This window comes from Pseudomonas sp. PvP028, from assembly GCF_017832255.1.
In the GTDB taxonomy this organism is placed as follows: Bacteria; Pseudomonadota; Gammaproteobacteria; order Pseudomonadales; family Pseudomonadaceae; genus Aquipseudomonas; species Aquipseudomonas syringae.
The window spans coordinates 5,869,709-5,892,450 of sequence record NZ_JAFIBL010000001.1 but is presented as its reverse complement, the minus strand read 5'-3'; the positions used below and the strand labels follow the sequence as shown (position 1 = coordinate 5,892,450).

Here is a 22,742-nt window from a genome sequence, read left to right as displayed (position 1 = left end):
CGGCCGCGACTTGCCGTGCAAGTGCTAACTATCTATGTACTCTCGCTGTTTCTGAAGGCCATTGCTCAAGTAGTGGTCGCGATGGCCGACAAGACATGAAGAAGGGTGAAAGAGCGGCGTTCGATAGCGGCCGTGACTTCATTTTGTATTACCCATGTAACGTTTGACGGCTGGGCTATACTCACGCCGTTTGGACCGTCCGTCGGTCCGCTTCTTGAACACGGCCCGACGCCGTCGTTGAACTCTTGAGGGCTGACTGTGAAGAACTGGACCTTGCGCCAACGGATTCTGGCGAGTTTCGCCGTCATCATCGCAATCATGCTACTGATGGTCGTTGTATCTTATTCACGGTTGTTGTCCATCGAGTCCAGCGAGGAAGATGTACGTCTCGATGCGTTGCCCGGTGTCTACTACAGCACCTTGGTGCGCAGTGCCTGGGGCGAGAGTTACATCCGCACGCTGGAGCTGATTGCCGAAGGGCAGGGGCGGCCGCTGACCAAGCAGGAACGAGACCAGTTTCAGGGCTTTGACGAAAACCTGCAGGCCCAGATGGACGGCTACAAGAAGTCCATTTTCGATGATGCAGACAGAGACAGCTTCGCGCTTTTCGAAAAGCGCCGCGAAGCTTATTCGCGCATGCTCGCCGAGGTTCACGCCAAGTACGATCGCGGCGACTACGCAGGCGCGCGTGCCGAGTTCTATGGCGATGTCAACCCGGTCTGGCTCGCCGGCCGCAAGCAGCTCAATGAGCTTATCGTGGCCAACAAACAGCTGGCTGATCAGGCCACCACCAACATTGTCAACGCCGTGCTGGCTGCCAAGATCAGCATGATCCTGTCGCTGTTGGTTGCTGTGCTGGCGGCTGCGGCCTGCGGTCTGTTACTGATGCGTTCGATCATGGCGCCAATGCAATTGATCGTGAGTATCCTGGACGTCATGCGCAAGGGGGATTTGAGCACCCGTCTGAGCCTGTCGCGCAAGGACGAGTTCAATGCGGTCGAGACCGGTTTCAACGACATGGTCACCGAGCTCACCGCGCTGGTTGCGCAGGCGCAGCGCTCCTCGGTACAGGTCACTACCTCGGTCACCGAGATCGCTGCAACGTCACGTCAGCAGCAGGCCACCGCCACCGAGACCGCGGCAACCACCACCGAGATCGGCGCTACGTCGCGGGAAATCGCCGCTACCTCGCGGGACCTGGTGCGGACCATGACCGAAGTCACTTCGGCGGCAGACCAGGCGTCGATTCTCGCCGGCTCCGGTCAGCAGGGCCTGGCACGCATGGAAGACACCATGCATCAGGTGATGGGCGCTGCCAATCTGGTCAACGCCAAGCTGGCGATCCTCAACGAGAAGGCCGGCAACATCAATCAGGTCGTCGTCACTATCGTCAAGGTCGCCGACCAGACCAACCTGCTGTCGCTCAATGCCGCCATCGAGGCCGAGAAGGCCGGTGAGTACGGTCGCGGTTTTGCAGTGGTGGCCACCGAGGTGCGTCGCCTGGCCGACCAGACTGCCGTTGCCACGTATGACATCGAGCAGATGGTGCGGGAAATCCAGTCGGCGGTGTCTGCTGGCGTGATGGGTATGGACAAGTTTTCCGAAGAGGTGCGCCGCGGCATGTTCGAGGTCACTCAGGTCGGCGAGCAATTGTCGCAGATCATTCATCAGGTTCAGGCGTTGGCACCCCGTGTGCTGATGGTCAACGAAGGCATGCAGGCCCAGGCCACCGGCGCCGAACAGATCAACCAGGCGCTGGTGCAACTGGCGGATGCCAGCAGCCAGACCGTCGACTCACTGCGTCAAGCCAGTTTCGCCATCGACGAGTTGAGTCAGGTCGCGGTCGGGCTGCGCAGTGGCGTTTCGCGTTTCAAGGTCTGAAGGATCAATGAGCGATCAATCGCCGAGGCGCAATGGCACGCCACTGACCGCCAGCAAGCTCTTTCTGCTGTTTTGTATCGGCGAAGACCGCTATGCACTGGACGCGACCGAGATCGCTGAAATTCTGCCGCGGGTAAAACTCAAGGCGATTGCCCAGGCACCACACTGGGTGGCGGGAATCTTTGCCCACCGCGGCGAGATCGTCCCGGTGATCGACATCAGTGCGCTGAATTCCGGTCAACCGGCCCGCTCGCGGACCAGTACGCGCATGGTGCTGGTGCATTATCGCTACGACGACGCGCACCCGGCGCAGTTGCTGGGGCTGATTCTGGAACAGGCCACCGAGACGCTGCGCTGCCCTGTTGCGCAGTTCAAGGCGTACGGGCTGGACAATCGCTTGTCACCTTACTTGGGGCCGGTGCGTGAGGATGAGCAGGGCCTGTTGCAGTGGATTCATGTCCACGAGCTGTTGAGCGAGCCGGTCCGCGAGTTGTTGTACCCGGTGCCGCCGATTGACCTCGAATTGCTTGAGGACGCGCAATGAAGGTGGATGATTCGCGCTTCTTCAGCTTTCTCAAGGAGCGTATCGGCCTGGATGTGACGTCCGTCGGCGAGGCTATTATCGAGCGCGCCCTGCGGCAGCGGGCGGCGGCCGCCCACTGCGCTGACAGCGATGCCTACTGGCATCTTCTGGTCTCGTCGCCACAGGAGCAGCAGGCGCTGATCGAGGCGGTGATCGTTCCCGAGACCTGGTTCTTTCGTTATCCCGAATCGTTTCTCAGCCTGGGCATGCTGGCCCGTGAGCGTATCGCCAGCCTTGCCGGTGCGCGCCCCTTGCGCATTCTCAGCCTGCCGTGCTCGACCGGTGAGGAGCCATATTCCATCGCCATGGCGTTATTCGACGCCGGGGTCGACGCCAGGCAATTCAAGGTCGATGCCATCGATATCAGCCCTGTTTCGATTGCCAAGGCCGAGCACGGCGTTTACGGGAAAAACTCCTTCCGTGGCAGCGACATCAGTTATCGCGAGCGGTATTTCCATCCGGTCGCTGACGGCTTTGAAATCGCTGACAGTGTGCGCGCCTGTGTGAGTTTTCAGCCGGGCAACCTGCTGGACCCAAAACTCGCCTCGCACGTGGCCTATGACATCGTTTTCTGCCGCAATCTGGTGATCTATTTCGATCGACAGACCCAGCAACATGTGTTCAAGGTGCTCAAACAACTGACCCGTGAAGACGGCCTGCTGTTTATCGGTCCGGCGGAGGGCAATCTGCTGTCCGCTATCGGCATGCGCTCGACGGGGATCGCTCAGTCATTCGCTTTTCGGCACGCGTCCGTCGATGCTGCGGTGCCGGCCCCAGCGCCAAAACAGGTCGCTGCACCCGTTGCCCCGCGTCCTGTCGTCGAGGCGCCTGCCAGAGCGGTCGCGCCACGACCTGCGCCGCGCACATCAGCTGCATTTGCGCCTATTGCAAAACCAGTCGCTGCGCAGGCCAATAGCGAGGTGTCGGCAGTGCTCGACAAGATTGCGGGGCTGGCCAACGAAGGCAAAACTGCCGAAGCGCGGGCTGCATGCGAGCGTTACCTGCAACAGCATGAGCCGGTCGCGCAGGTGTTTTACTGGCTGGGTCTGCTCAGTGAAGTGGAGGGCCGTGTGCCACAGGCGCAGGGCTTCTACCGCAAGGCGCTGTATCTGCAACCGCAGCACTCCGAGTCGCTGGCCCAACTGGCGGCATTGTTGGCGGCCCAGGGTGACACTGCCGGCGCGCGCCGCTTGCAGGACCGCGCTGCGCGTGGCGCGAATAAACAAGGAAACCACTGATGACGGGCGTGTCCGGTTTTTCCAGTCTGACCCATGATCAGGCCCAGGATATCGATGATTGCTGGAACCGCATCGGCATTCATGGCGATCGCTCCTGCCCGCTGCTTGCAGAGCACATCCACTGCCGCAACTGCGCGGTTTATTCTGCCGCCGCCACCCGACTGCTGGACCGCTATTCGCTGGCCCAGGAGTCGCATGAACATTTTCAGGGCTCGGTGTTGCTGCGCGACCTCGAGACCCGCTCGATTCTGGTATTCCGTCTTGGCGAAGAGTGGCTGGGGCTGGCGTCGCGCTGCCTCTCGGAAGTCGCCCCCAGCCAGACCATCCATTCACTGCCACACCAGCGCTCGCGTGCGTTGCTGGGTGTCGCCAATGTACGCGGCGCTCTGGTAGCGTGCATCTCACTGGTCGAGCTGCTCGGGCTGGACAGCACAGCGGTGAGCACCCCGTCTACGCGTGTTGTGCCGCGCATGCTGATCTTGAGTGCCGAAGGCGGCCCTGTGGTGGTGCCGGTCGACGAGGTGGACGGCATTCACGCCATTGACGAGCGCGAGCTGGAAGCCGCTTCGGCTTCCGGCTCGCACGCCAATGCCCGTTTCACTCGTGGCGTCCTGCAATGGAAGGGCCGCAGCCTGCGCTGGCTGGACGAAGATGAGTTGTTGTCGGCGGTGTATCGGAGCCTCACATGACGCCAGATCAAATGCGTGACGCCTCGCTGTTCGAACTGTTCACGCTGGAAGCCGACGCGCAGACCCAGGTACTGAGTGCGGGCCTGCTGGCACTCGAACGTAACCCGACCCAGGCGGATCAGTTGGAAGCCTGCATGCGGGCCGCTCATTCGCTCAAGGGCGCAGCGCGTATTGTCGGCGTCGATTTCGGCGTGAGCGTCGCGCATGTCATGGAAGACTGCCTGGTCAGCGCTCAGGAAGGCCGTCTGCTGCTTCAGGCCGAGCACATCGACGCGCTGCTGTCGGGGACCGATCTGTTGATGCGTATCGCCACGCCAGGCAGCGACAGTATTGGTCAGCCTGATATCGACAGTTATGTCGAAAGGCTCAATACGTTGCTGACTTCCGGCGCTGGCGCAGCACGCACGGTGAGCACGCCGCTGCCAGACCCGGCCTCGGACGCTTTGCTCGCCAGCGCGATGCTTCAGCTTGAGACTTCCAGCGGTGCGGCTGTGCCCGAGCCCTTGGTCGCAGCATCGCCTGCGCCCGCTCAACCAGCCGTCATGCCGGAACCTGAAGCGCCGTTCACGCCATTGCGTGAACGGCGTGTGGCCGAAGGTGGCGAGCGTGTGTTGCGAGTCACTGCCGAGCGCCTCAACGGGTTGCTGGACATGTCCAGCAAATCGCTGGTCGAGACTCAGCGCCTCAAACCGCTGCTGGCCGGTATGCAGCGGCTCAAGCGTCTGCAAAGCAGCAGCGACCGTGCGCTGGAAGTGCTGGGCGCCAGTTTTGGCGAGGAAGGTCCTTCGGCCGATGTGCAAAAAGCCCTGGAAGACGCACGCAATCTCTTGTCCCAGGCGCAGCAGGTGTTGGCCCGGCACACTGCCGAGCTGGATGAATTCGGCTGGCAGTCGGCACAACGTGCGCAACTGTTATACGACACAGCACTGGCCTGCCGCATGCGGCCTTTCGCCGATGTGCTGAACGGCCAGGCGCGCATGGTCCGCGACCTCGGGCGTGAGCTGGGCAAACAGGTCCGCTTGCAGATCGAAGGCGAGAAGACGCAGGTCGATCGCGATGTGCTGGAAAAGCTCGATGCACCACTGACCCATTTATTGCGCAACGCCGTGGACCATGGCATCGAGTCGCCCGAGCAGCGCGTGGCGTCCGGTAAGGATCCGGAAGGCCTGATTCGTCTGCAGGCCTCGCATCAGGCCGGCTTGCTGGTCGTTGAGTTGAGCGATGACGGTGGCGGCGTGGACCTTGAACGTGTGCGCCAGAGTATCGTCGACCGCAAGCTTTCGCCTGCCGAGACCGCTGCGCAGTTGAGCGAGGAAGAACTGCTGAGTTTTCTGTTCCTGCCGGGCTTCAGCATGCGCGACAAGGTCACGCAGATTTCCGGCCGTGGTGTCGGCCTCGATGCCGTGCAGCATATGGTTCGCCAGATGCACGGCAGCGTCGAGCTGCAGCAATGGGCGGGCGAGGGCAGTCGCTTCAGAATTGAAATGCCGCTCACGCTTTCAGTGGTGCGCAGTCTGGTCGTGGAAGTGGGTGGTGAAGCCTACGCCTTTCCGCTGGCTCATATCGAACGTATGCGCGACCTGCAGCCTGACGACATTCTGCAGTTGGAAGGGCGTCAGCATTTCTGGGATGAAGAGCGCCATGTAGGCCTGGTCTCGGCCAGTCAATTGCTGAACCGGCCGCCTGCGCAGAAGGCCGGAGAGACGCTCAAGGTCGTGGTGATTCGCGAGCGCGATGCGGTTTATGGCGTCGCCGTCGAACGCTTCATTGGTGAGCGTACGCTGGTGGTGATGCCGCTCGATACGCGCCTGGGCAAGGTGCAGGACGTGTCGGCAGGGGCTTTGCTCGACGACGGTTCGGTGGTGCTGATCATCGATGTCGAAGACATGCTGCGCTCGGTGGAAAAACTGCTGAATACCGGCCGCCTGGAACGCATTGATCGACGCAATCGCCAGGTAGACCAGGTATCACGCAAGCGCGTGCTGGTGGTCGATGATTCGTTGACCGTGCGCGAGCTGGAACGCAAGCTGCTGCTCAGTCGCGGCTACCAGGTGTCGGTGGCCGTGGACGGAATGGACGGCTGGAACGCCCTGCGCGCCGAGGACTTCGACCTGCTGATTACCGACATCGACATGCCGCGTATGGACGGTATCGAGCTGGTGACCTTGTTGCGCCGCGATACCCGCTTGCAGTCCTTGCCGGTCATGGTCGTGTCCTACAAGGACCGCGAAGAAGACCGGCGTCGCGGTCTGGACGCCGGCGCCGATTATTACCTGGCCAAGGCCAGTTTTCACGATGATGCCTTGCTCGACGCTGTCGTCGAATTGATAGGAGACGCGCAAGGATGAAGATTGCCATCGTCAACGATATGCCCATGGCCATCGAAGCCCTGCGCCGTGCGCTGGCTTTCGAGCCCGCACATCAGATCATCTGGGTGGCGTCCAATGGTGCCGACGCCGTGCAGCGTTGCGTCGAGCAGACCCCGGATCTGATCCTGATGGACCTGATCATGCCGGTGATGGATGGTGTGGAAGCCACGCGCCGGATCATGGCCGAAACACCCTGCGCCATCGTCATCGTGACCGTGGACCGCGAGCAGAACATGCGCCGCGTGTTCGAAGCGATGGGGCACGGCGCGCTTGATGTGGTGGACACGCCGGCCATTGGCGGTCCCAATCCAAAAGAGGCGGCGGCGCCCCTGCTGCGCAAGATCCTCAATATCGACTGGCTGATCGGCCAGCGTGTCGGCTTTGAACGGGGCGCGGCTGCACCGGTTTCCGCGCCGTCGAGACGTGACCGGCTCGTCGCGATCGGCTCCTCGGCAGGCGGGCCTGCGGCGCTGGAGATTCTGCTCAAGGGGCTTCCGGTGAGCTTCCCGGCGGCGATCGTCCTTGTGCAGCATGTCGATCAGGTCTTCGCCGCCGGTATGGCCGACTGGTTGAGCTCTGCCTCCGGCCTGCCGGTGCGTCTGGCACGGGAAGGTGAAACGCCACAGCCGGGTGTGGTGTTGCTGGCGGGCACCAATCATCATATTCGATTGCTCAAGGACGGCACGCTGGCGTACACGGCGGAGCCGGTGAATGAAGTTTACAGGCCCTCGATCGATGTGTTTTTCGAGAGCGTTACCCGTTATTGGAATGGCGAGGCGGTCGGCGTTCTGCTGACCGGGATGGGGCGCGACGGTGCACAGGGACTCAAGGCCATGCGAGAGCGGGGGTTTCTGACCATCGCTCAGGATCAGGCCAGTTCTGCTGTGTATGGCATGCCCAAGGCTGCCGCAGCCATTGATGCTGCGGTGGAAATCTGTCCGTTGCCCGCCATAGCACCTCGCTTGATCGAGGTATTTACTCAATGACTGCAGTGCTGAACTCAGCGGCAGTCGGCGATCAGGAGAAAGATCATGAATGACCTGCAAACGGATGAGCTCAAGACACCGGATGAAAACAGCGCAATGGTGCTTCTGGTGGATGATCAGGCCATGATTGGTGAAGCTGTACGGCGCGGACTGGCCGGCCATGAGTCTATCGACTTTCATTTTTGTGCCGACCCGCATCAGGCAATTGCCCAGGCCGTGCAGCTTAAGCCGACGGTGATTCTGCAGGATCTGGTGATGCCGGGCCTCGACGGGTTGACGCTGGTTCGTGAGTACCGCAGTAACCCGTTGACCCGCGATATCCCGATCATCGTGCTGTCCACCAAGGAAGACCCGCTGATCAAGAGCGCGGCGTTTACGGCGGGTGCCAACGACTATCTGGTCAAGCTGCCGGACAACATCGAGCTGATTGCGCGTATTCGCTATCACTCGCGCTCGTACATGACCCTGTTGCAGCGCGACGAGGCCTATCGGGCCCTGCGCGTCAGCCAGCAACAATTGCTCGATACCAACCTGGTGTTGCAGCGCCTGATGAATTCCGATGGCCTCACAGGGCTGTCGAACCGTCGTCATTTCGATGAGTATCTGGAGCTGGAGTGGCGCCGGGCAATTCGCGAGCAATCCCAGTTGTCGATGCTGATGATCGATGTCGACTACTTCAAACCCTACAACGATAACTTCGGCCACCTGGAGGGCGACGAGGCCCTGCGTCAAGTCGCCAAGGCCATCCGTAACAGTTGCAGTCGTCCATCTGATTTGCCAGCACGCTACGGCGGTGAAGAATTCGCCATGGTCCTGCCCAATACCTCGCCCGGCGGCGCACGTCTGCTGGCAGAGAAGCTGCGCCAAAGCGTGGCGGGCATGAACATCCCGCACATTGCGCCAGTGCCCGGCTCCAGCCTGACGGTGAGTATCGGTGTAGCAACCATGACGCCACAGGTCGGGATGCAAAGCCGTCAGCTTATTCTGGATGCCGACAAAGGGCTTTATCAGGCCAAGAACAACGGACGCAACCAGGTCGCGGCTGGCTGACGCCGGCAGCGGCCGATAAAATAGGCTTCACAACGCCTGCCCGACGGGCTGCTTTCGTGGCCCGGCCTGGGGTATACTCGTCGGCTTTGAAAATTTCGCCTGCGAGTGCTGCCTACCATGGAAATCAACCCGATCCTAAACAGCATCAAGGATTTGTCCGAGCGCTCCGAAACCATTCGGGGGTATCTTTGACTACGATCACAAACATGATCGTCTGACCGAAGTCAACCGCGAGCTCGAAGATCCAAACGTCTGGAACAATCCGGCCTACGCCCAGGAACTGGGGCGCGAGCGCTCCCTGCTGGCGCAGATCGTAGAAACCCTGGACGAAATGTCCTCGGGGCTGACCGATGCCAAAGACCTGTTGCTGATGTCTGCCGAAGAAGAAGACCAGGCTGCCGTCGATGACGTCGCAGCCGAAGTCGAGCGCCTGCGCGAATCGCTGGAAAAGCTCGAGTTCCGCCGCATGTTCAGCGGCGACATGGACCCCAACAATGCTTACCTGGACATCCAGGCCGGCTCCGGCGGTACCGAAGCGCAGGACTGGGCCAATATCCTGCTGCGCATGTACCTGCGCTGGGCTGACAAGCGCGGTTTCGACGCCACCATCATGGAACTGTCCGCCGGTGAAGTCGCCGGTATCAAGGGCGCTACCGTGCACATCAAGGGCGAATATGCCTTTGGCTGGCTGCGTACCGAGATTGGCGTTCACCGTCTGGTGCGCAAGAGCCCGTTCGACTCCGGCAACCGTCGCCACACCTCGTTCTCGGCTGTATTCGTTTCGCCGGAAATCGATGACAACATCGAAATCGACATCAACCCGGCGGACCTGCGTATCGACACTTACCGTTCCTCCGGGGCCGGTGGTCAGCACGTAAACACTACTGACTCGGCGGTGCGTATCACCCACGTTCCGACCAATACCGTGGTCAGCTGCCAGAACGAGCGTTCCCAGCATGCGAACAAGGACACCGCCATGAAAATGCTGCGGGCCCGTTTGTATGAGCAGGAAGTGCAGAAGCGTAACGCGGCGTCCCAGGCGCTCGAAGACACCAAGTCCGATATCGGCTGGGGTCACCAGATTCGTTCCTACGTACTGGACGCCTCGCGTATCAAGGACCTGCGGACCAACATAGAACGCAGCGACTGCGACAAGGTGCTTGATGGCGATATCGACGAATACCTGATCGCGAGCCTCAAGCAAGGGCTGTAAACCGTCAGCCGACACCTCAAGTCCCTCGTCGCAAGGCGAGGGCGAACCTGTGATGGAATATTTAAAGACATGAGCGACCAACAACTCGACCCGCAAGCCCTGCAACAGGAAGAAAACACCCTGATCGCCTTGCGCAAGGAAAAGCTTGCTGCAGGCCGTGCCAAGGGTCAGGCCTTCCCCAACGACTTCCGCCGCGACAGCTACTGCAACGACCTGCAGAAACAGTACGTCGACAAGACCAAGGAAGAACTGGCAGAGGCAGCGATTCCGGTCAAGGTTGCCGGTCGCATCATGCTCAACCGTGGCTCGTTCATGGTGATTCAGGACATGACCGGGCGCATCCAGGTCTACGTCAACCGCAAGACCCTGCCTGAAGAAACCCTGGCCGAGGTGAAAACCTGGGACCTGGGCGACATCATCGCTGCCGAAGGTACGCTGGCACGCTCCGGCAAGGGCGATTTGTACGTTGAGATGACCAGCGTTCGTCTGCTGACCAAGTCATTGCGTCCGCTGCCCGACAAGCACCACGGCCTGACCGACACCGAACAGCGCTACCGTCAGCGTTACGTCGACCTGATCGTCAACGAGGAAGTGCGCGAGACCTTCCGCGTGCGCTCGCAGGTCATCGCCCACATCCGCAGCTTCCTGATGAAGCGCGACTTCCTCGAAGTCGAAACGCCGATGCTGCAGACCATTCCCGGCGGCGCGGCGGCCAAGCCCTTCGAAACCCACCACAACGCGCTGGACATGGAAATGTTCCTGCGTATCGCCCCGGAGCTGTACCTCAAGCGTCTGGTGGTCGGTGGTTTCGAGAAGGTCTTCGAGATCAATCGCAACTTCCGTAACGAAGGTGTTTCGACCCGGCACAACCCCGAGTTCACCATGCTCGAGTTCTACCAGGCCTACGCCGATTACGAAGACAACATGGACCTCACCGAGGAACTGTTCCGCGAACTGGCGCAACTGGTGCTGGGTACCACCGACGTGCCTTATGGTGACAAAGTGTTCCACTTTGGCGAACCGTTCGTGCGCCTGTCGGTGTTCGACTCGATCCTCAAGTACAACCCCGAGCTGACCGCTGCCGACCTGCAGGACATCGACAAGGCGCGCGCCATTGCGAAAAAGGCCGGTGCCAAGGTGCTGGGCTTCGAAGGCCTGGGCAAATTGCAGGTGATGATTTTCGAAGAGCTGGTCGAGCACAAGCTGGAACAGCCGCACTTCATTACCCAGTACCCGTTCGAAGTGTCGCCGCTGGCGCGTCGCAATGACGAAAACCCGAACGTCACCGACCGTTTCGAGCTGTTCATCGGCGGTCGCGAAATTGCCAACGCCTACTCCGAGCTCAACGACGCCGAAGACCAGGCCGAACGCTTCCAGGCGCAGGTGGCCGACAAGGATGCCGGTGACGACGAAGCCATGCACTACGACGCCGACTTCGTCCGTGCGCTGGAGTACGGCATGCCGCCGACGGCAGGCGAGGGGATCGGTATCGACCGGTTGGTGATGCTGCTCACCGACTCGCCGTCGATCCGCGACGTGATTCTCTTCCCGCATATGCGCCCGCAAGCGTAATCAGTGTTAAAACAGCCGCCTTCAATGGGCGGCTTTTTTTTAGGTGTTTTTCAGATCGACTCATTTCAGAGCGACTTATAAGGAAGCTGTCGTGACGATTGCCAGAGAAGGGGCCGCCGGAGTAGCGAGCGCGGTGGCCAAAAGTGTCAAGTATCAGGGCCGCAAGGCTGCGCGCGAGGGCAGTGAGCAGCGCAGGCAGGTCATTCTCGATGCCGCCATGCGTATCGTGGTGCGTGACGGCGTACGCGCCGTGCGCCATCGCGCAGTGGCCGCTGAAGCCAGTGTGCCGCTGTCGGCAACCACCTATTACTTCAAGGACATTGATGATCTGCTGACCGATGCCTTCGCCCAGTATGTACAGCGCAGCGCTGACTATCTGGTGCGGCTGTGGCAGAACACCGAAGGCATTCTGCGCGAAATGATGAGCCGCAGTTCCGGTAGTCCGACCGACCGTTTTCGTCTGGCGGACGACATCGCGCGTATGGTGATGGAGCACATTCGCCATCAACTGCTGACCCGGCGTGACTATCTGATCGCCGAACAGGCGTTCTACCACGAAGCACTGATCAACCCGCGCCTGACGCCATTGGTCATGGCCCACCAGGAAATTTTGCTGCAAGGCAGTTGTCAGTTTTTCCAGGTGCTCGGTTCCCTGCAGCCCTATCAGGATGCTCAGGTGTTGACGGGGCTTATCCGTCGCATTGAGTATCAAGGCCTGCTGCATGGGCCGCAGCGTCAAGCCGACGAAGAAATGCTCTGTATCCTGACCCGGCAGATGCGTCTGGTCCTGGGGACCCCGCAGCCGCTTCGAGGGTGACTATACTGCTGCGCGAGTGCCCCGGATCGGCTGTTCAGACGGTTTGACGATCCTGCCAGTTTCGATATTTTTCCAGCGGTGGCGTGTTGTTCCTCGCCGCCAAGCAGTAGCGTGACAGCCAGCCAAGGAGTACCGGTGGACGAGTATCAACAGACTATTCGTGCTTTATCGGATCGGATCGTCGTTGCACAGACGCCGATTCGCATTCTGGATGCAGTTAAATGGGATGAGAACGTCCGCAAGGAGTTTCTGGCCGCCAAGGGCAAGGCGCTGCCTGCCGTGGACCGCGCCTATTACGAAAACCGTCCGCTGGGTTTCGACTCTTCCGCCTTGAAGCAAGAGTTTCAGAACATCGAGCGCGACGTTACGCGTCAACTGGGGCAGTTCAACCCGGTCGGGCAGATCATGCGCCGCATGTGCCGTGAGTACCGCATGGTGGTGCGTATGCTTGAGGCACGCGGTACGTCCGACTTCGGGCTGATTTCTCAGGAATTGTACGGCGCGGCATCCGACGCTTTTCATGCGGGTGATCCGACGCTGGCCGATCTTGGCTTGATGCTTTCGGATTACCTGAACAACATTGCCGGACGCGGCGACCTGAAGGACGAGCCGAAAACGCTCACCGCCAAGGACGCTGTTTCGCTGCTGCAATCGCGCCTGAACCGCGTGTTCGGTGAGGCCGAGGAGACCATCCGGGTTTTCGAATCCGACGGGATCGTCGCCGATGCAGCTGCCGGTGCCGATTACATCAAGATCCGCACCGACGCGATGTTCAACGAACGCGATGTACGCGCGCTGGAAGTGCACGAAGGGCTGGTGCACGTGGGCACCACGCTGAACGGGCAAAACCAGCCGATCTGTACGTTCTTGTCCAAAGGCCCGCCATCCTCGACGGTGACGCAGGAAGGCCTGGCGATTCTCATGGAAGTCATCGCCTTTGCATCCTATCCGAGCCGCCTGCGCAAGCTGACCAATCGCACGCGCGCCATTCACATGGCCGAGCAGGGTGCCGATTTTCTGCAGGTGTTCGAGTTTTACCAGGAGCAGGGCTTTGGCATGTCGGAGAGCTACGGCAATGCCAGTCGCGTCTTCCGCGGTTCGGTGCCCAACGGCCTGCCGTTCACCAAGGACCTGTCCTACCTGAAGGGCTTCATCATGGTCTACAACTACATTCAGCTCGCCGTGCGCAAGGGCAAGCTCGAACAGGTGCCGCTGCTGTTCTGCGGCAAGACCACGCTGGAAGATATGCGTACCCTGCGCCAACTGGTGGACGAAGGGTTGGTGGTCGCACCCAAGTACTTGCCCGAGCAGTTCCGTGACATGAACGCCCTGTCAGCCTGGATGTGCTTCTCCAACTTCCTCAACCACCTGAGCCTGGACCGTATCGAAGCGGATTACTCGAATATTTTGTAGGCAGCGATCTTTGCTGTACGCCAGCCTGTTTTTGACTCTGGCCGAAGGCCGTAGGAGCGAACTTGTTCGCGAAGGAGAGGTACATTCTCCGAAAGCTCATGACTATGCCTATCGGCCAATGCTCGCGGAACATGGGAACGAGAATCTGAGTCTCGCACCAGCTCGGCAGTGATGTGGCGATGAAAACAACAAGGAAACCTCATTTGAAACTGCTCGGCATCTTCACGCTGGTCCTTGCGCTCACCGGTTGCAGTTCGATGTTGTTCTATCCCGAGCAAGGTGTTCCGTTCACACCCGACAAGGCGCGCCTGCAGTATCAGGACGTGAACCTCACCGCTGCCGACGGTACGCGCCTGCATGGCTGGTGGCTGCCCGCCAAGGAAGGCGTGCCGGTGAAGGGTACGGTGCTGCACCTGCATGGCAACGGTGGCAACCTGTCCTGGCATCTTGGAGGCGTCTGGTGGTTACCCGAGCAGGGTTATCAGGTGTTGATGCTGGATTACCGTGGCTATGGCGAGTCGCAGGGCGAGCCAAGCCTGCCAGCGGTCTACGAGGACGTTCAGGCCGCTTTCGACTGGCTGAACACTGCACCGCAAGTGCAAGGCAAACCGCTTGTGGTGCTGGGGCAAAGCATTGGTGGGGCGCTGGCGGTGCATTACCTGTCCGAACACCCGCAGGAGCGCTCGCGGCTCAAGGCGCTGGTGCTGGACAGCGTGCCGGCCAGCTACCGCAGTGTCGCGCGAAACTCGCTGAGCAAGTCGTGGCTGACCTGGCCATTGAAAGCGCCCTTGTCCTGGCTGATCCCGGAGGCCGACAGCGCGGTCAACGGCCTGCCAAAACTGGCTGGCACACCGATGCTGATCTTTCACAGCATGGACGACACGCTGGTGCCGCTCGCCAACGGCATCGAGCTGTACAAGGCCGCGCCGCCACCGCGCGTATTGCAATTGACCCGCGGCGAACACGTACAGACGTTCGCAGACCCTCTCTGGCGTCAGGTGATGCTGCGCTACCTGGACGACCCGACGCATTTCAACGGCCTGCGCCGCCTCGCGGAAGTGCCCAACTACCCGACCCCTGCAACACCGCCAGCGCCATGAGCCGCGAGCGTAACCTCAACGGCATGATCCTCAGCGCGGTGGGTGCCGTCATCGGCACGGTGGGCTGTCTGTGGTTTTACGGCTACCTGCACTTCGCAAAGCCCGAGGATGCACTGCTGCTCGGTGAATTCACCCTGCTCAAAACCGTCCCCGGCGAGGATTACAAGGTCGCTGCCACGCCAGCCGCCGAGGTCGCGCAATGCGTTGATGGCGTACTGGTGTTGTTCGATACGTCGCGGAAAGGTCTGTCGGGCGTATTGATCGATGATCGCAGGCAGGCAGTGCGTTGCCTCGGCCAGCAAACGCCTCGGCAATAAGACAGCCGCAAAAACCCTCGCCCATGAAAAAGCCCCGCCTGTATGCGCAGGCGGGGCTTCGGTGCAGCAGCTCAGTCGCTTATTTCATCGAAGAGCGTGGTGCAACAGGCTGGTTGTCGTTGGAGATGGTGACTTCCACACGACGGTTCATGGCGCGGCCCGAGTTGCTGGAGTTGTCAGCAACCGGGTATTCCTTGCCATAACCCATGGTCACAATGCGCGCTGGGTCTACACCCATGCGTACCAGAGCCATACGCACCGAGTTGGCGCGACGCTCGGACAACGACTGGTTGTAGGAAGCCGAACCAGTGCTGTCGGTGTAGCCTTCGACAATCACTTTACGGTCCGGGTTTTCCTGCAGGAAACCAGCCAGCTTGCCAATGTCGCCCTGGGCGGTTGGCTTCAGTTCGGCCTTGTTGTAGTCGAACAGCACGTCACCGAAAGTTACCAGCGTACCGCGTTCGGTCTGCTTGGCGTTCAGGCTGTTTTTCAATGCGGCGATCTGTGCGTCACGTGCTTCCAGGCGTGCTTTTGCACGGTCGGCAGAAGCGTTTTGCAGCGCTGCTTCAGAAGTCCGCAGGGCGATGGTCTGCTTGGCCAGTTCGATACGCTGGTTGGTCAGGTACGACAGTTGGTCGACTTTCTGTACGTCGTCATCGTTGCGGAAGGCTTGTTCTGCCTTGGTCAGCCATTCGCTGGCGTCCTTGGTTTCAAGGGCGGCGACTTGGGTGGCCTGAGGATTGGTCTGCAGCGCGGTGAAGTTGCTGCGAGCCTGTTCCAGGTTAGGGTTTGGCTTGGTTGCACAGGCTGCCAGGGCAACGCTCATGGCCAGCAGAGCAGGGATCATCAATTGTTTGCGCATAATAAGGTCGTCCTTTAATCAGTTACGAATTCATGAAAACGGAAGGGTGTGCGGGGCAATCACTGCACCTGACGCAGGCCTTCTTCACGGAGTTCGTTGACGCCTTGACGAGCGTCCTGCACGGCCTTGGCAGCTTTGGCGGCCTGAGATTTACGTTCTGCTACACGAGCGTCCCACTCGGCCTGTTCAGACAGTCGGCGTGCTTCTTCGTATTTATGATCCTGCATGGCCAGATCAGCAGCTTTGAGCTTGTCCTGAGCCGACTTCATTTCCACCGCCGCGAACTCGGTACCGCCAGCGCTGACAGCGCTGTTGACGGCCGATTGCGAAACCGCGTACTGCTCGGAAGGCGGGTTACCGGCACAACCGGCCAGGATAAAGGTGCTACCGAGTGCCAGCGCAGCTAACTTGAGGCCGCGCAGGCCTTTGAATTTGGTTTTGGCAGTTAAGGTGTTCATGTTGATCAACTCCAATGTCTGACTCCAACGTGGTTATCCATGACAGTCGTTGCATCAAGTCCGGGCATCAGGTTCTACAACCGCCTACTGCCTTTCGGGCTTTCCTGTAATGGTTAAATGTTCCGACCTTCACGGTTTTTGAATAGTTCAGATAAATATCTACTGGCCGGTCAGGAATTTTCAGAAGCCTTCAGATGAATGCCAATATGTTGGTCATCATATTAAGGGGTGTGGAGCCACGATCAATGACCCTGATGGCGTTCAGGTTTTTGCTGAAGCATTTGTCCAATTGCAGGCTTTTGGTGCACTGTTGGCACAGCGGATTTGAATTCACGTACGCCCGTGCTGCCGAGCGGGTACGCAACTGAGCCCAGATAAAAAACGGGAGAGGAACGATGGCCGATATCGATGCGCGTCTGCGCGAAGACGTTCACCTGTTGGGTGAGCTGTTGGGGAATACGATTCGTGAGCAGCGAGGCGCTGAATTTCTCGACAAGATCGAGCGTATTCGCAAAGGCGCCAAAGCGGGCAGACGTGGTTCGGCGGAAGGGGCTGAACAGCTCAGTTCCAGCGTCGACGGGCTGGGTGATGACGAACTGCTGCCGGTTGCGCGTGCCTTCAACCAGTTTCTCAACCTAGCCAATATTGCCGAGCAGTATCAGCTCATGCACCGCCGCGACGATAAACAGCCGCTGCCATTCGAATCGCGAGTACTGCCCGAGCTGCTTGATCGTCTCAAAGTCGAAGGTCATTCACCGGACGCTCTGGCACGCCAGCTGAGCAAGCTGGAAATCGAGCTGGTGCTGACTGCGCACCCGACCGAGGTAGCACGTCGCACGCTGATCCAGAAATACGATGCCATCGCTGCGCAGCTCGCCGCACTGGATCATCGCGATCTCAACAGTATCGAGCGCACACAGATTACTTCGCGCCTGCAGCGGCTGATTGCCGAGGCCTGGCACACCGAAGAGATCCGGCGCATCCGACCCACCCCGGTCGATGAAGCCAAATGGGGTTTCGCGGTCATTGAACACTCGCTCTGGCACGCCATTCCAAACTACCTGCGCAAGGCTGACCATGCGCTGCATGCAGCCACCGGCCTGCATCTGCCCCTGGAAGCCGCGCCGATCCGTTTTGCTTCATGGATGGGCGGCGATCGTGACGGCAACCCGAATGTCACGGCTGCGGTCACCCGCGAAGTGCTGTTGCTGGCGCGCTGGATGGCGGCTGACCTGTATTTGCGTGACGTGGACAATCTCGCCGCAGAACTGTCGATGCAGCAGGCTAGCGACGCTCTGCGTGCCAGCGTGGGTGACAGCGCCGAGCCTTATCGAGCGGAACTCAAACGCCTGCGCGAGCGCTTGCGTGCGACGCGCAACTGGGCCAATGCCTCACTAAGCGAAACCCTGCCTGCGCCGGAAGCGGTGCTGCAAGACAACCGTGAACTGCTCGACCCGCTGATGCTGTGCTTCCAGTCGCTGCACGAATGCGGCATGGGTGTGATCGCCGACGGGCCGCTTCTGGATTGCTTGCGTCGGGCCGTCACATTCGGTCTGTTCCTGGTGCGTCTGGATGTTCGCCAGGATTCCAGCCGTCACTGCGCAGCGATGACCGAAATCACTGATTATCTGGGGCTGGGTCGCTACGAAGAGTGGGATGAGCAGACCCGTATCGACTTTCTGTTGCGTGAATTGAATAACCGCAGGCCGCTGCTGCCGAGCTACTTCAAGCCGGCAGCCGATACCGCAGAGGTGCTGGCAACCTGTCGGGAGGTGGCGGCCGCTCCGGCGGCGTCGCTGGGGTCTTATGTGATCTCGATGGCCGGTTCGGCCTCGGATGTGCTGGCCGTGCAACTGCTGCTCAAGGAATCCGGGCTGCAGCGGCCCATGCGTGTGGTACCGCTGTTCGAGACCCTGGCCGACCTGGATAACGCCGGTCCGGTGATCGAGACACTGCTCGGGCTGCCGGGCTATCGCTCGCGTCTGCACGGCCCGCAAGAGGTGATGATCGGCTATTCCGACTCGGCCAAGGATGCCGGCACGACGGCGGCGGCCTGGGCGCAGTATCGTGCCCAGGAAAGACTGGTGGAGATCTGCCGCGAGCAGCAGGTTGAATTACTGCTGTTCCACGGCCGCGGCGGTACAGTCGGTCGTGGCGGCGGTCCGGCGCACGCGGCGATTCTGTCGCAGCCGCCGGGTTCTGTGGCCGGGCGCTTCCGGACCACCGAGCAAGGGGAAATGATTCGTTTCAAATTCGGTCTGCCGGACATCGCCGAGCAGAACCTCAATCTCTATCTGGCCGCCGTGCTGGAAGCGACCCTGTTGCCGCCGCCACCTCCACAACCGGCGTGGCGGACGATGATGGACCAGATGGCCGGCGACGGGGTCAGCGCCTATCGCGCCGTGGTGCGCGAGAACCCGGAATTCGTCGAGTATTTCCGTCAGGCGACACCCGAGCAGGAACTGGGGCGTTTGCCACTTGGCAGCCGTCCGGCCAAGCGCCGCGAGGGCGGTGTAGAGAGTCTTCGTGCCATTCCGTGGATCTTCGCCTGGACGCAGACGCGTCTGATGCTGCCCGCCTGGCTGGGCTGGGAGGCTGCACTGAGCAAGGCACTGGAGCGCGGGGAAGGCGAGGTACTGGCGCAGATGCGTGAGCAGTGGCCGTTCTTCAGAACGCGCATCGACATGCTGGAAATGGTCCTCGCCAAAGCCGATGCGGACATCGCCCGACTCTATGACGAACGTCTGGTCAGCGCTGAGCTGCAACATTTGGGCGCACATTTACGCGACCTATTGTCGCAGGCGTGCAATGTGGTTCTGGGGCTGACCGGGCAGACGCAACTGCTGGCCCATAGCCCTGAAACGCTGGAATTCATCAGCCTGCGCAACACCTACCTTGACCCGTTGCATTTGCTTCAGGCAGAGCTGTTGTCGCGTTCGCGTAATCGTGAAGCCAGTCTGGACAGTCCTCTGGAACTGGCGCTGCTGGTGTCTGTAGCGGGAATTGCTGCCGGTCTGCGCAATACGGGCTGATGGATCAGGCCGATGCCATCGTCGGGCCTTTTTGGTCCGGCGATGGCCAGGGTGGGATTTGCAGGCTGGCCTGCCGTAAACCTTGATACAGGTCATGTCACTCTGAAATCAAGGCTGACAAGCCGGTACGCCTGCGGTTACTGCGACTTTCGGCGGCTTGTGCGGCCTCGGTCTGCTGTGTATCTTGATCAGCCTTTCGGCCTATTGGCCTGATTCATTTTTTAGATTGGCCCCCGAGGCGAATCCGATGATTTCACTATAAAAAATTTGAGGAGCATGACGATGCGCGTGATTCTGCTGGGAGCTCCCGGGGCCGGTAAAGGTACTCAGGCAAAATTCATCACTGAAAAGTTCGGCATCCCGCAGGTTTCGACAGGCGACATGCTGCGCGCTGCAGTCAAGGCTGAAACCGAGCTGGGCCTTAAGGCCAAAAGCGTTATGGACTCGGGCGGTCTGGTTTCCGATGATCTGATCATCGGCCTGATCAAGGACCGTCTGGCCGAGCCGGACTGCGCGAACGGCGTGCTGTTCGATGGTTTCCCGCGCACCATTCCACAGGCCGAAGCCCTGTTGAAAGCCGGTCTGGAAATCGACCATGTGCTGGAAATCGCCGTCGATGACGAAGAAATCGTCAAGCGCATGTCCGGCCGCCGGGTTCACGAAGGTTCCGGGCGCATTTACCACACCATCTTCAATCCACCGAAGGTTGAAGGTATCGATGATGTGACTGGTGAGCCGCTGCTGCAGCGCAAGGACGACGTCGAAGAGACCGTGCGTCATCGCCTGTCGGTGTACCACGCCCAGACCAAGCCGCTGGTCGAGTTCTACAGCAAGCTGGAAGCGAAGAACGGCAAGCCCAAGTGCAGCCATATTCCGGGCGTCGGTTCGGTTGAGGACATCACTGCAAAAGTACTGGAAGCTCTTAAGTAAGGCTCTCGGTCTGAACAATAAATGGCCCGCTTGCGGGCCATTTGTCATTTATACTGCTGCACTTTTTCACATTGACCACGACGGAAACACCGATGACCACCTTGCTGGCCCTGGACACCGCCACTGAAGCCTGCTCGGTCGCTTTGCTGCATGACGGCAAGGTGCTGAGCCACTACGAGGTGATTCCGCGCCTGCACGCCCAGCGGCTGCTGCCCATGATCAAAACCCTGATGGCTGAGGCGGGCATTGCCATGTCGGCGCTGGACGCCATCGCTTTCGGACGCGGGCCTGGTGCATTCACCGGTGTACGTATTGCCATCGGCGTCGTGCAAGGCTTGGCATTCGCCCTGGAACGTCCGGTACTGCCTGTTTCGAACCTCGCCGTACTGGCGCAGCGCGCCTGGCGCGAGCACGGCGTGTCGCAAGTGGCATCGGCCATCGATGCGCGCATGGACGAGGTGTACTGGGGCTGCTATCACGAGACCGCTGGCGAGATGCGTCTGTTGGGCGACGAAGCTGTGATGGCGCCCGAACTGGCCACGCTGCCTGCGCAGACCAGCGGTCAATGGTTTGGTGCCGGTACGGGCTGGGGCTACGCAGAGCGTATTCCGGTCAGCCTGGCAGGTCATGATGCAGCCATGCTGCCGCACGCGCAGGATCTGTTGACGCTGGCGACCTTTGCCTGGCACCGCGGCGAGGCCCTGCCTGCAGATGACGCTCAGCCGGTTTACCTGCGTGACAAGGTGGCTACGCCGAAGGCGCGTTGAATGAACGGGGGGCGGGGATTGCACGACAGCCTGCCGCTTTCATGAGGATGTCTTTTCGATACCCGCCAACCAGTCAGCCAGTTTTTGAAAAATATCAGTTTGCCATCTACCGTTTATCGTCTGAATGGTCTTTAATCTCATTTGGCGATAACAATTTGCAATATATGTGGTCTAGTTATCGTTAAGCAATTTGCGAACTACAAGGCAGTAACGCTAAATTGCCACTATCGACGCCGAGTACATAATCGATGCGCATAGACGGAACCTCATCACGCTCGTATCCCATCAAGCGAAAGCCGCAGAAAACGCCTTCGATCGTCGAAGGTTCTTTTGAGGAAGTCGTAGTTGATGCCGAGCTGCCGCCGCCTCCAGCGCGCGCTCGCCGTGAAACGGGTGATTCAACGATTGGCAGCACCGCCAACGTACCTGCGCGTCCGCAAGACATCATTTTCCCGCGCTCCATGAGCTCTCGTGTCGCCCATGCGCTGGCCAGTTATATGGCCACTGCCAGTTTTGTCGATTGGGACCTTGAAGTATCGGGGCTCGATCTGCACGTCTGATTGTGTCTCTTCTGCCTTACTACGTCGGTTGTCCGTCATGGAGTGAAAACGCCTGGCGAGATTCGCTGTACCCCGCAGATGCCCGCCCCAATGATTTCCTGAATCTCTACACTCAGGTATTCAACGCTGTCGAAGGCAATACCACGTTCTATGCCCGTCCCGCCGCCACCACGGTGCAGCGTTGGGCAGAAACAATGCCCGACGATTTTCGCTTCACCGCCAAATTCCATAAAGACATCAGCCACAATGGCGATCTTCGTGAGCAGGTGGGCGCCGCTGAAGAGTTTATTCGCCTGCTTGCGCCGCTGGGCGGGCGTATCGCGCCGTTCTGGCTGCAGTTGCCCGCCAGCTTCACGCCGCAGCGTCTGGCCGAGCTGGCCGGCTTTCTCGACGAGCTCAACGTGCCGCTGGCCGTGGAAGTGCGCAATATGGCGTTTTTCATGAAGGGTGACGAAGAGCGCATGCTCAATCGCCTGTTGCTGGACCGAGGCGTCGAGCGCATCTGCCTCGATTCCCGGGCATTGTTCAGCTGTGTATCGACTGACCCTGCAGTCCTGCACGCCCAATCGAAAAAGCCCAAGGTGCCGCCTCGTCCGGCTGCGCTGACCCTGTTTCCCCAAGTGCGCTTCATCGGCGGTCCGGACCTGGAGGCCAACGATCAGTTTCTGCAGCATTGGGTGGAAAAGGTTGCCGTGTGGATCGAAGAGGGGCGCACGCCGTATGTGTTCCTGCACACCCCGGACAACATCAGGGCTGCCGAGCAGGCCATGCGCTTTCATCAGCAACTGATGGCGCGATTGCCTGGCTTGCCGGCATTGTTCGAACTGGACCGCGGGCCTCAGGTGGAACAGTTGGGCTTGCTCTGAGGTCTTCCAGGTGTGGGCTGATGAAGTCCGACCTTGTGG

20 protein-coding genes are annotated in these 22,742 nt (G+C 60.1%); 18 read left to right on the top strand and 2 right to left on the bottom strand.

Going from position 1 to position 22,742, the window contains the following annotated elements:
- The first annotated feature begins 258 nt into the window (after positions 1-258).
- From JOE34_RS25230 to JOE34_RS25170, 13 genes are all read left to right on the top strand, one after another.
- Complete coding sequence (locus JOE34_RS25230) at positions 259-1,881, top strand: methyl-accepting chemotaxis protein (RefSeq protein WP_024662079.1); 1,623 nt, start codon at positions 259-261, stop codon at positions 1,879-1,881.
- A 7-nt stretch (positions 1,882-1,888) separates the two neighbouring features.
- Positions 1,889-2,425, top strand: a complete 537-nt coding sequence (locus JOE34_RS25225) for a chemotaxis protein CheW (RefSeq protein ID WP_003314250.1) — start codon at positions 1,889-1,891, stop codon at positions 2,423-2,425.
- Positions 2,422-3,702, top strand: coding sequence for a protein-glutamate O-methyltransferase CheR (locus tag JOE34_RS25220; RefSeq protein WP_046266129.1), 1,281 nt, complete (start codon positions 2,422-2,424; stop codon positions 3,700-3,702). The genes JOE34_RS25225 and JOE34_RS25220 overlap by 4 nt, the downstream gene beginning before the upstream one ends.
- Positions 3,702-4,391, top strand: a complete 690-nt coding sequence (locus JOE34_RS25215) for a chemotaxis protein CheW (RefSeq protein ID WP_003391161.1) — start codon at positions 3,702-3,704, stop codon at positions 4,389-4,391. The genes JOE34_RS25220 and JOE34_RS25215 overlap by 1 nt, the downstream gene beginning before the upstream one ends.
- The gene (locus JOE34_RS25210) at positions 4,388-6,739 is read left to right on the top strand and encodes a hybrid sensor histidine kinase/response regulator (RefSeq protein ID WP_003314252.1); all 2,352 of its coding nucleotides are present in this window, start codon (positions 4,388-4,390) and stop codon (positions 6,737-6,739) included. Before JOE34_RS25215 ends, JOE34_RS25210 begins: the two co-directional genes overlap by 4 nt.
- On the top strand, positions 6,736-7,746 hold the full coding sequence (locus JOE34_RS25205) for a chemotaxis response regulator protein-glutamate methylesterase (RefSeq protein WP_003314253.1): 1,011 nt from the start codon (positions 6,736-6,738) through the stop codon (positions 7,744-7,746). Before JOE34_RS25210 ends, JOE34_RS25205 begins: the two co-directional genes overlap by 4 nt.
- 45 nt (positions 7,747-7,791) lie before the next feature.
- The gene (locus JOE34_RS25200; protein ID WP_003314254.1) at positions 7,792-8,796 is read left to right on the top strand and encodes a PleD family two-component system response regulator; all 1,005 of its coding nucleotides are present in this window, start codon (positions 7,792-7,794) and stop codon (positions 8,794-8,796) included.
- 117 nt (positions 8,797-8,913) lie between these two features.
- Positions 8,914-10,009, top strand: a protein-coding gene (gene prfB / locus JOE34_RS25195; protein WP_096114110.1) for a peptide chain release factor 2 whose coding sequence is annotated in 2 segments (ribosomal slippage) — positions 8,914-8,985 and positions 8,987-10,009 — 1,095 coding nt in all. Because the reading frame shifts where the segments join, the coding sequence is not laid out codon by codon here.
- A 69-nt stretch (positions 10,010-10,078) separates the two neighbouring features.
- Positions 10,079-11,581, top strand: coding sequence for a lysine--tRNA ligase (gene lysS / locus JOE34_RS25190; RefSeq protein ID WP_003415497.1), 1,503 nt, complete (start codon positions 10,079-10,081; stop codon positions 11,579-11,581).
- A gap of 91 nt (positions 11,582-11,672) precedes the next feature.
- On the top strand, positions 11,673-12,398 hold the full coding sequence (locus JOE34_RS25185; RefSeq protein WP_003391149.1) for a TetR family transcriptional regulator: 726 nt from the start codon (positions 11,673-11,675) through the stop codon (positions 12,396-12,398).
- A gap of 135 nt (positions 12,399-12,533) precedes the next feature.
- Positions 12,534-13,811, top strand: coding sequence for a flavohemoglobin expression-modulating QEGLA motif protein (locus JOE34_RS25180; protein ID WP_003339622.1), 1,278 nt, complete (start codon positions 12,534-12,536; stop codon positions 13,809-13,811).
- 203 nt (positions 13,812-14,014) lie between these two features.
- A complete protein-coding gene (locus tag JOE34_RS25175; protein WP_122336034.1) occupies positions 14,015-14,911 on the top strand; it encodes an alpha/beta hydrolase in 897 nt (298 codons plus the stop codon).
- Positions 14,908-15,228: a hypothetical protein gene (locus JOE34_RS25170; protein WP_003314260.1), complete on the top strand. Its 321-nt coding sequence runs from the start codon at positions 14,908-14,910 to the stop codon at positions 15,226-15,228. Before JOE34_RS25175 ends, JOE34_RS25170 begins: the two co-directional genes overlap by 4 nt.
- A gap of 79 nt (positions 15,229-15,307) precedes the next feature.
- Here JOE34_RS25170 and JOE34_RS25165 read toward each other — a convergent pair whose 3' ends face one another.
- Positions 15,308-16,090 carry an OmpA family protein gene (locus JOE34_RS25165; RefSeq protein WP_003314261.1) on the bottom strand — a complete coding sequence of 261 codons (783 nt, stop codon included), beginning with the start codon at positions 16,088-16,090 and terminating at the stop codon, positions 15,308-15,310.
- Between the two features lie 59 nt (positions 16,091-16,149).
- Positions 16,150-16,563, bottom strand: coding sequence for a DUF4398 domain-containing protein (locus JOE34_RS25160; protein ID WP_003314262.1), 414 nt, complete (start codon positions 16,561-16,563; stop codon positions 16,150-16,152).
- Positions 16,564-16,943: 380 nt separating this feature from the next.
- Here JOE34_RS25160 and ppc point away from each other — a divergent pair, with 380 nt between their 5' ends.
- The 5 genes from ppc (at position 16,944) to JOE34_RS25135 (ending at position 22,703) form a co-directional block, all read left to right on the top strand.
- Positions 16,944-19,580 (top strand): phosphoenolpyruvate carboxylase, encoded by a 2,637-nt coding sequence (ppc, locus tag JOE34_RS25155; protein ID WP_003422016.1) that lies wholly within the window; start codon positions 16,944-16,946, stop codon positions 19,578-19,580.
- A 282-nt stretch (positions 19,581-19,862) separates the two neighbouring features.
- The gene (adk, locus tag JOE34_RS25150; RefSeq protein WP_003314266.1) at positions 19,863-20,510 is read left to right on the top strand and encodes an adenylate kinase; all 648 of its coding nucleotides are present in this window, start codon (positions 19,863-19,865) and stop codon (positions 20,508-20,510) included.
- Positions 20,511-20,602: 92 nt separating this feature from the next.
- Positions 20,603-21,277, top strand: a complete 675-nt coding sequence (gene tsaB / locus JOE34_RS25145) for a tRNA (adenosine(37)-N6)-threonylcarbamoyltransferase complex dimerization subunit type 1 TsaB (RefSeq protein ID WP_057445471.1) — start codon at positions 20,603-20,605, stop codon at positions 21,275-21,277.
- A gap of 248 nt (positions 21,278-21,525) precedes the next feature.
- Positions 21,526-21,837: a hypothetical protein gene (locus JOE34_RS25140; RefSeq protein WP_003391136.1), complete on the top strand. Its 312-nt coding sequence runs from the start codon at positions 21,526-21,528 to the stop codon at positions 21,835-21,837.
- Between the two features lie 2 nt (positions 21,838-21,839).
- Positions 21,840-22,703, top strand: coding sequence for a DUF72 domain-containing protein (locus tag JOE34_RS25135; RefSeq protein WP_057445470.1), 864 nt, complete (start codon positions 21,840-21,842; stop codon positions 22,701-22,703).
- Positions 22,704-22,742 lie beyond the last annotated feature (39 nt).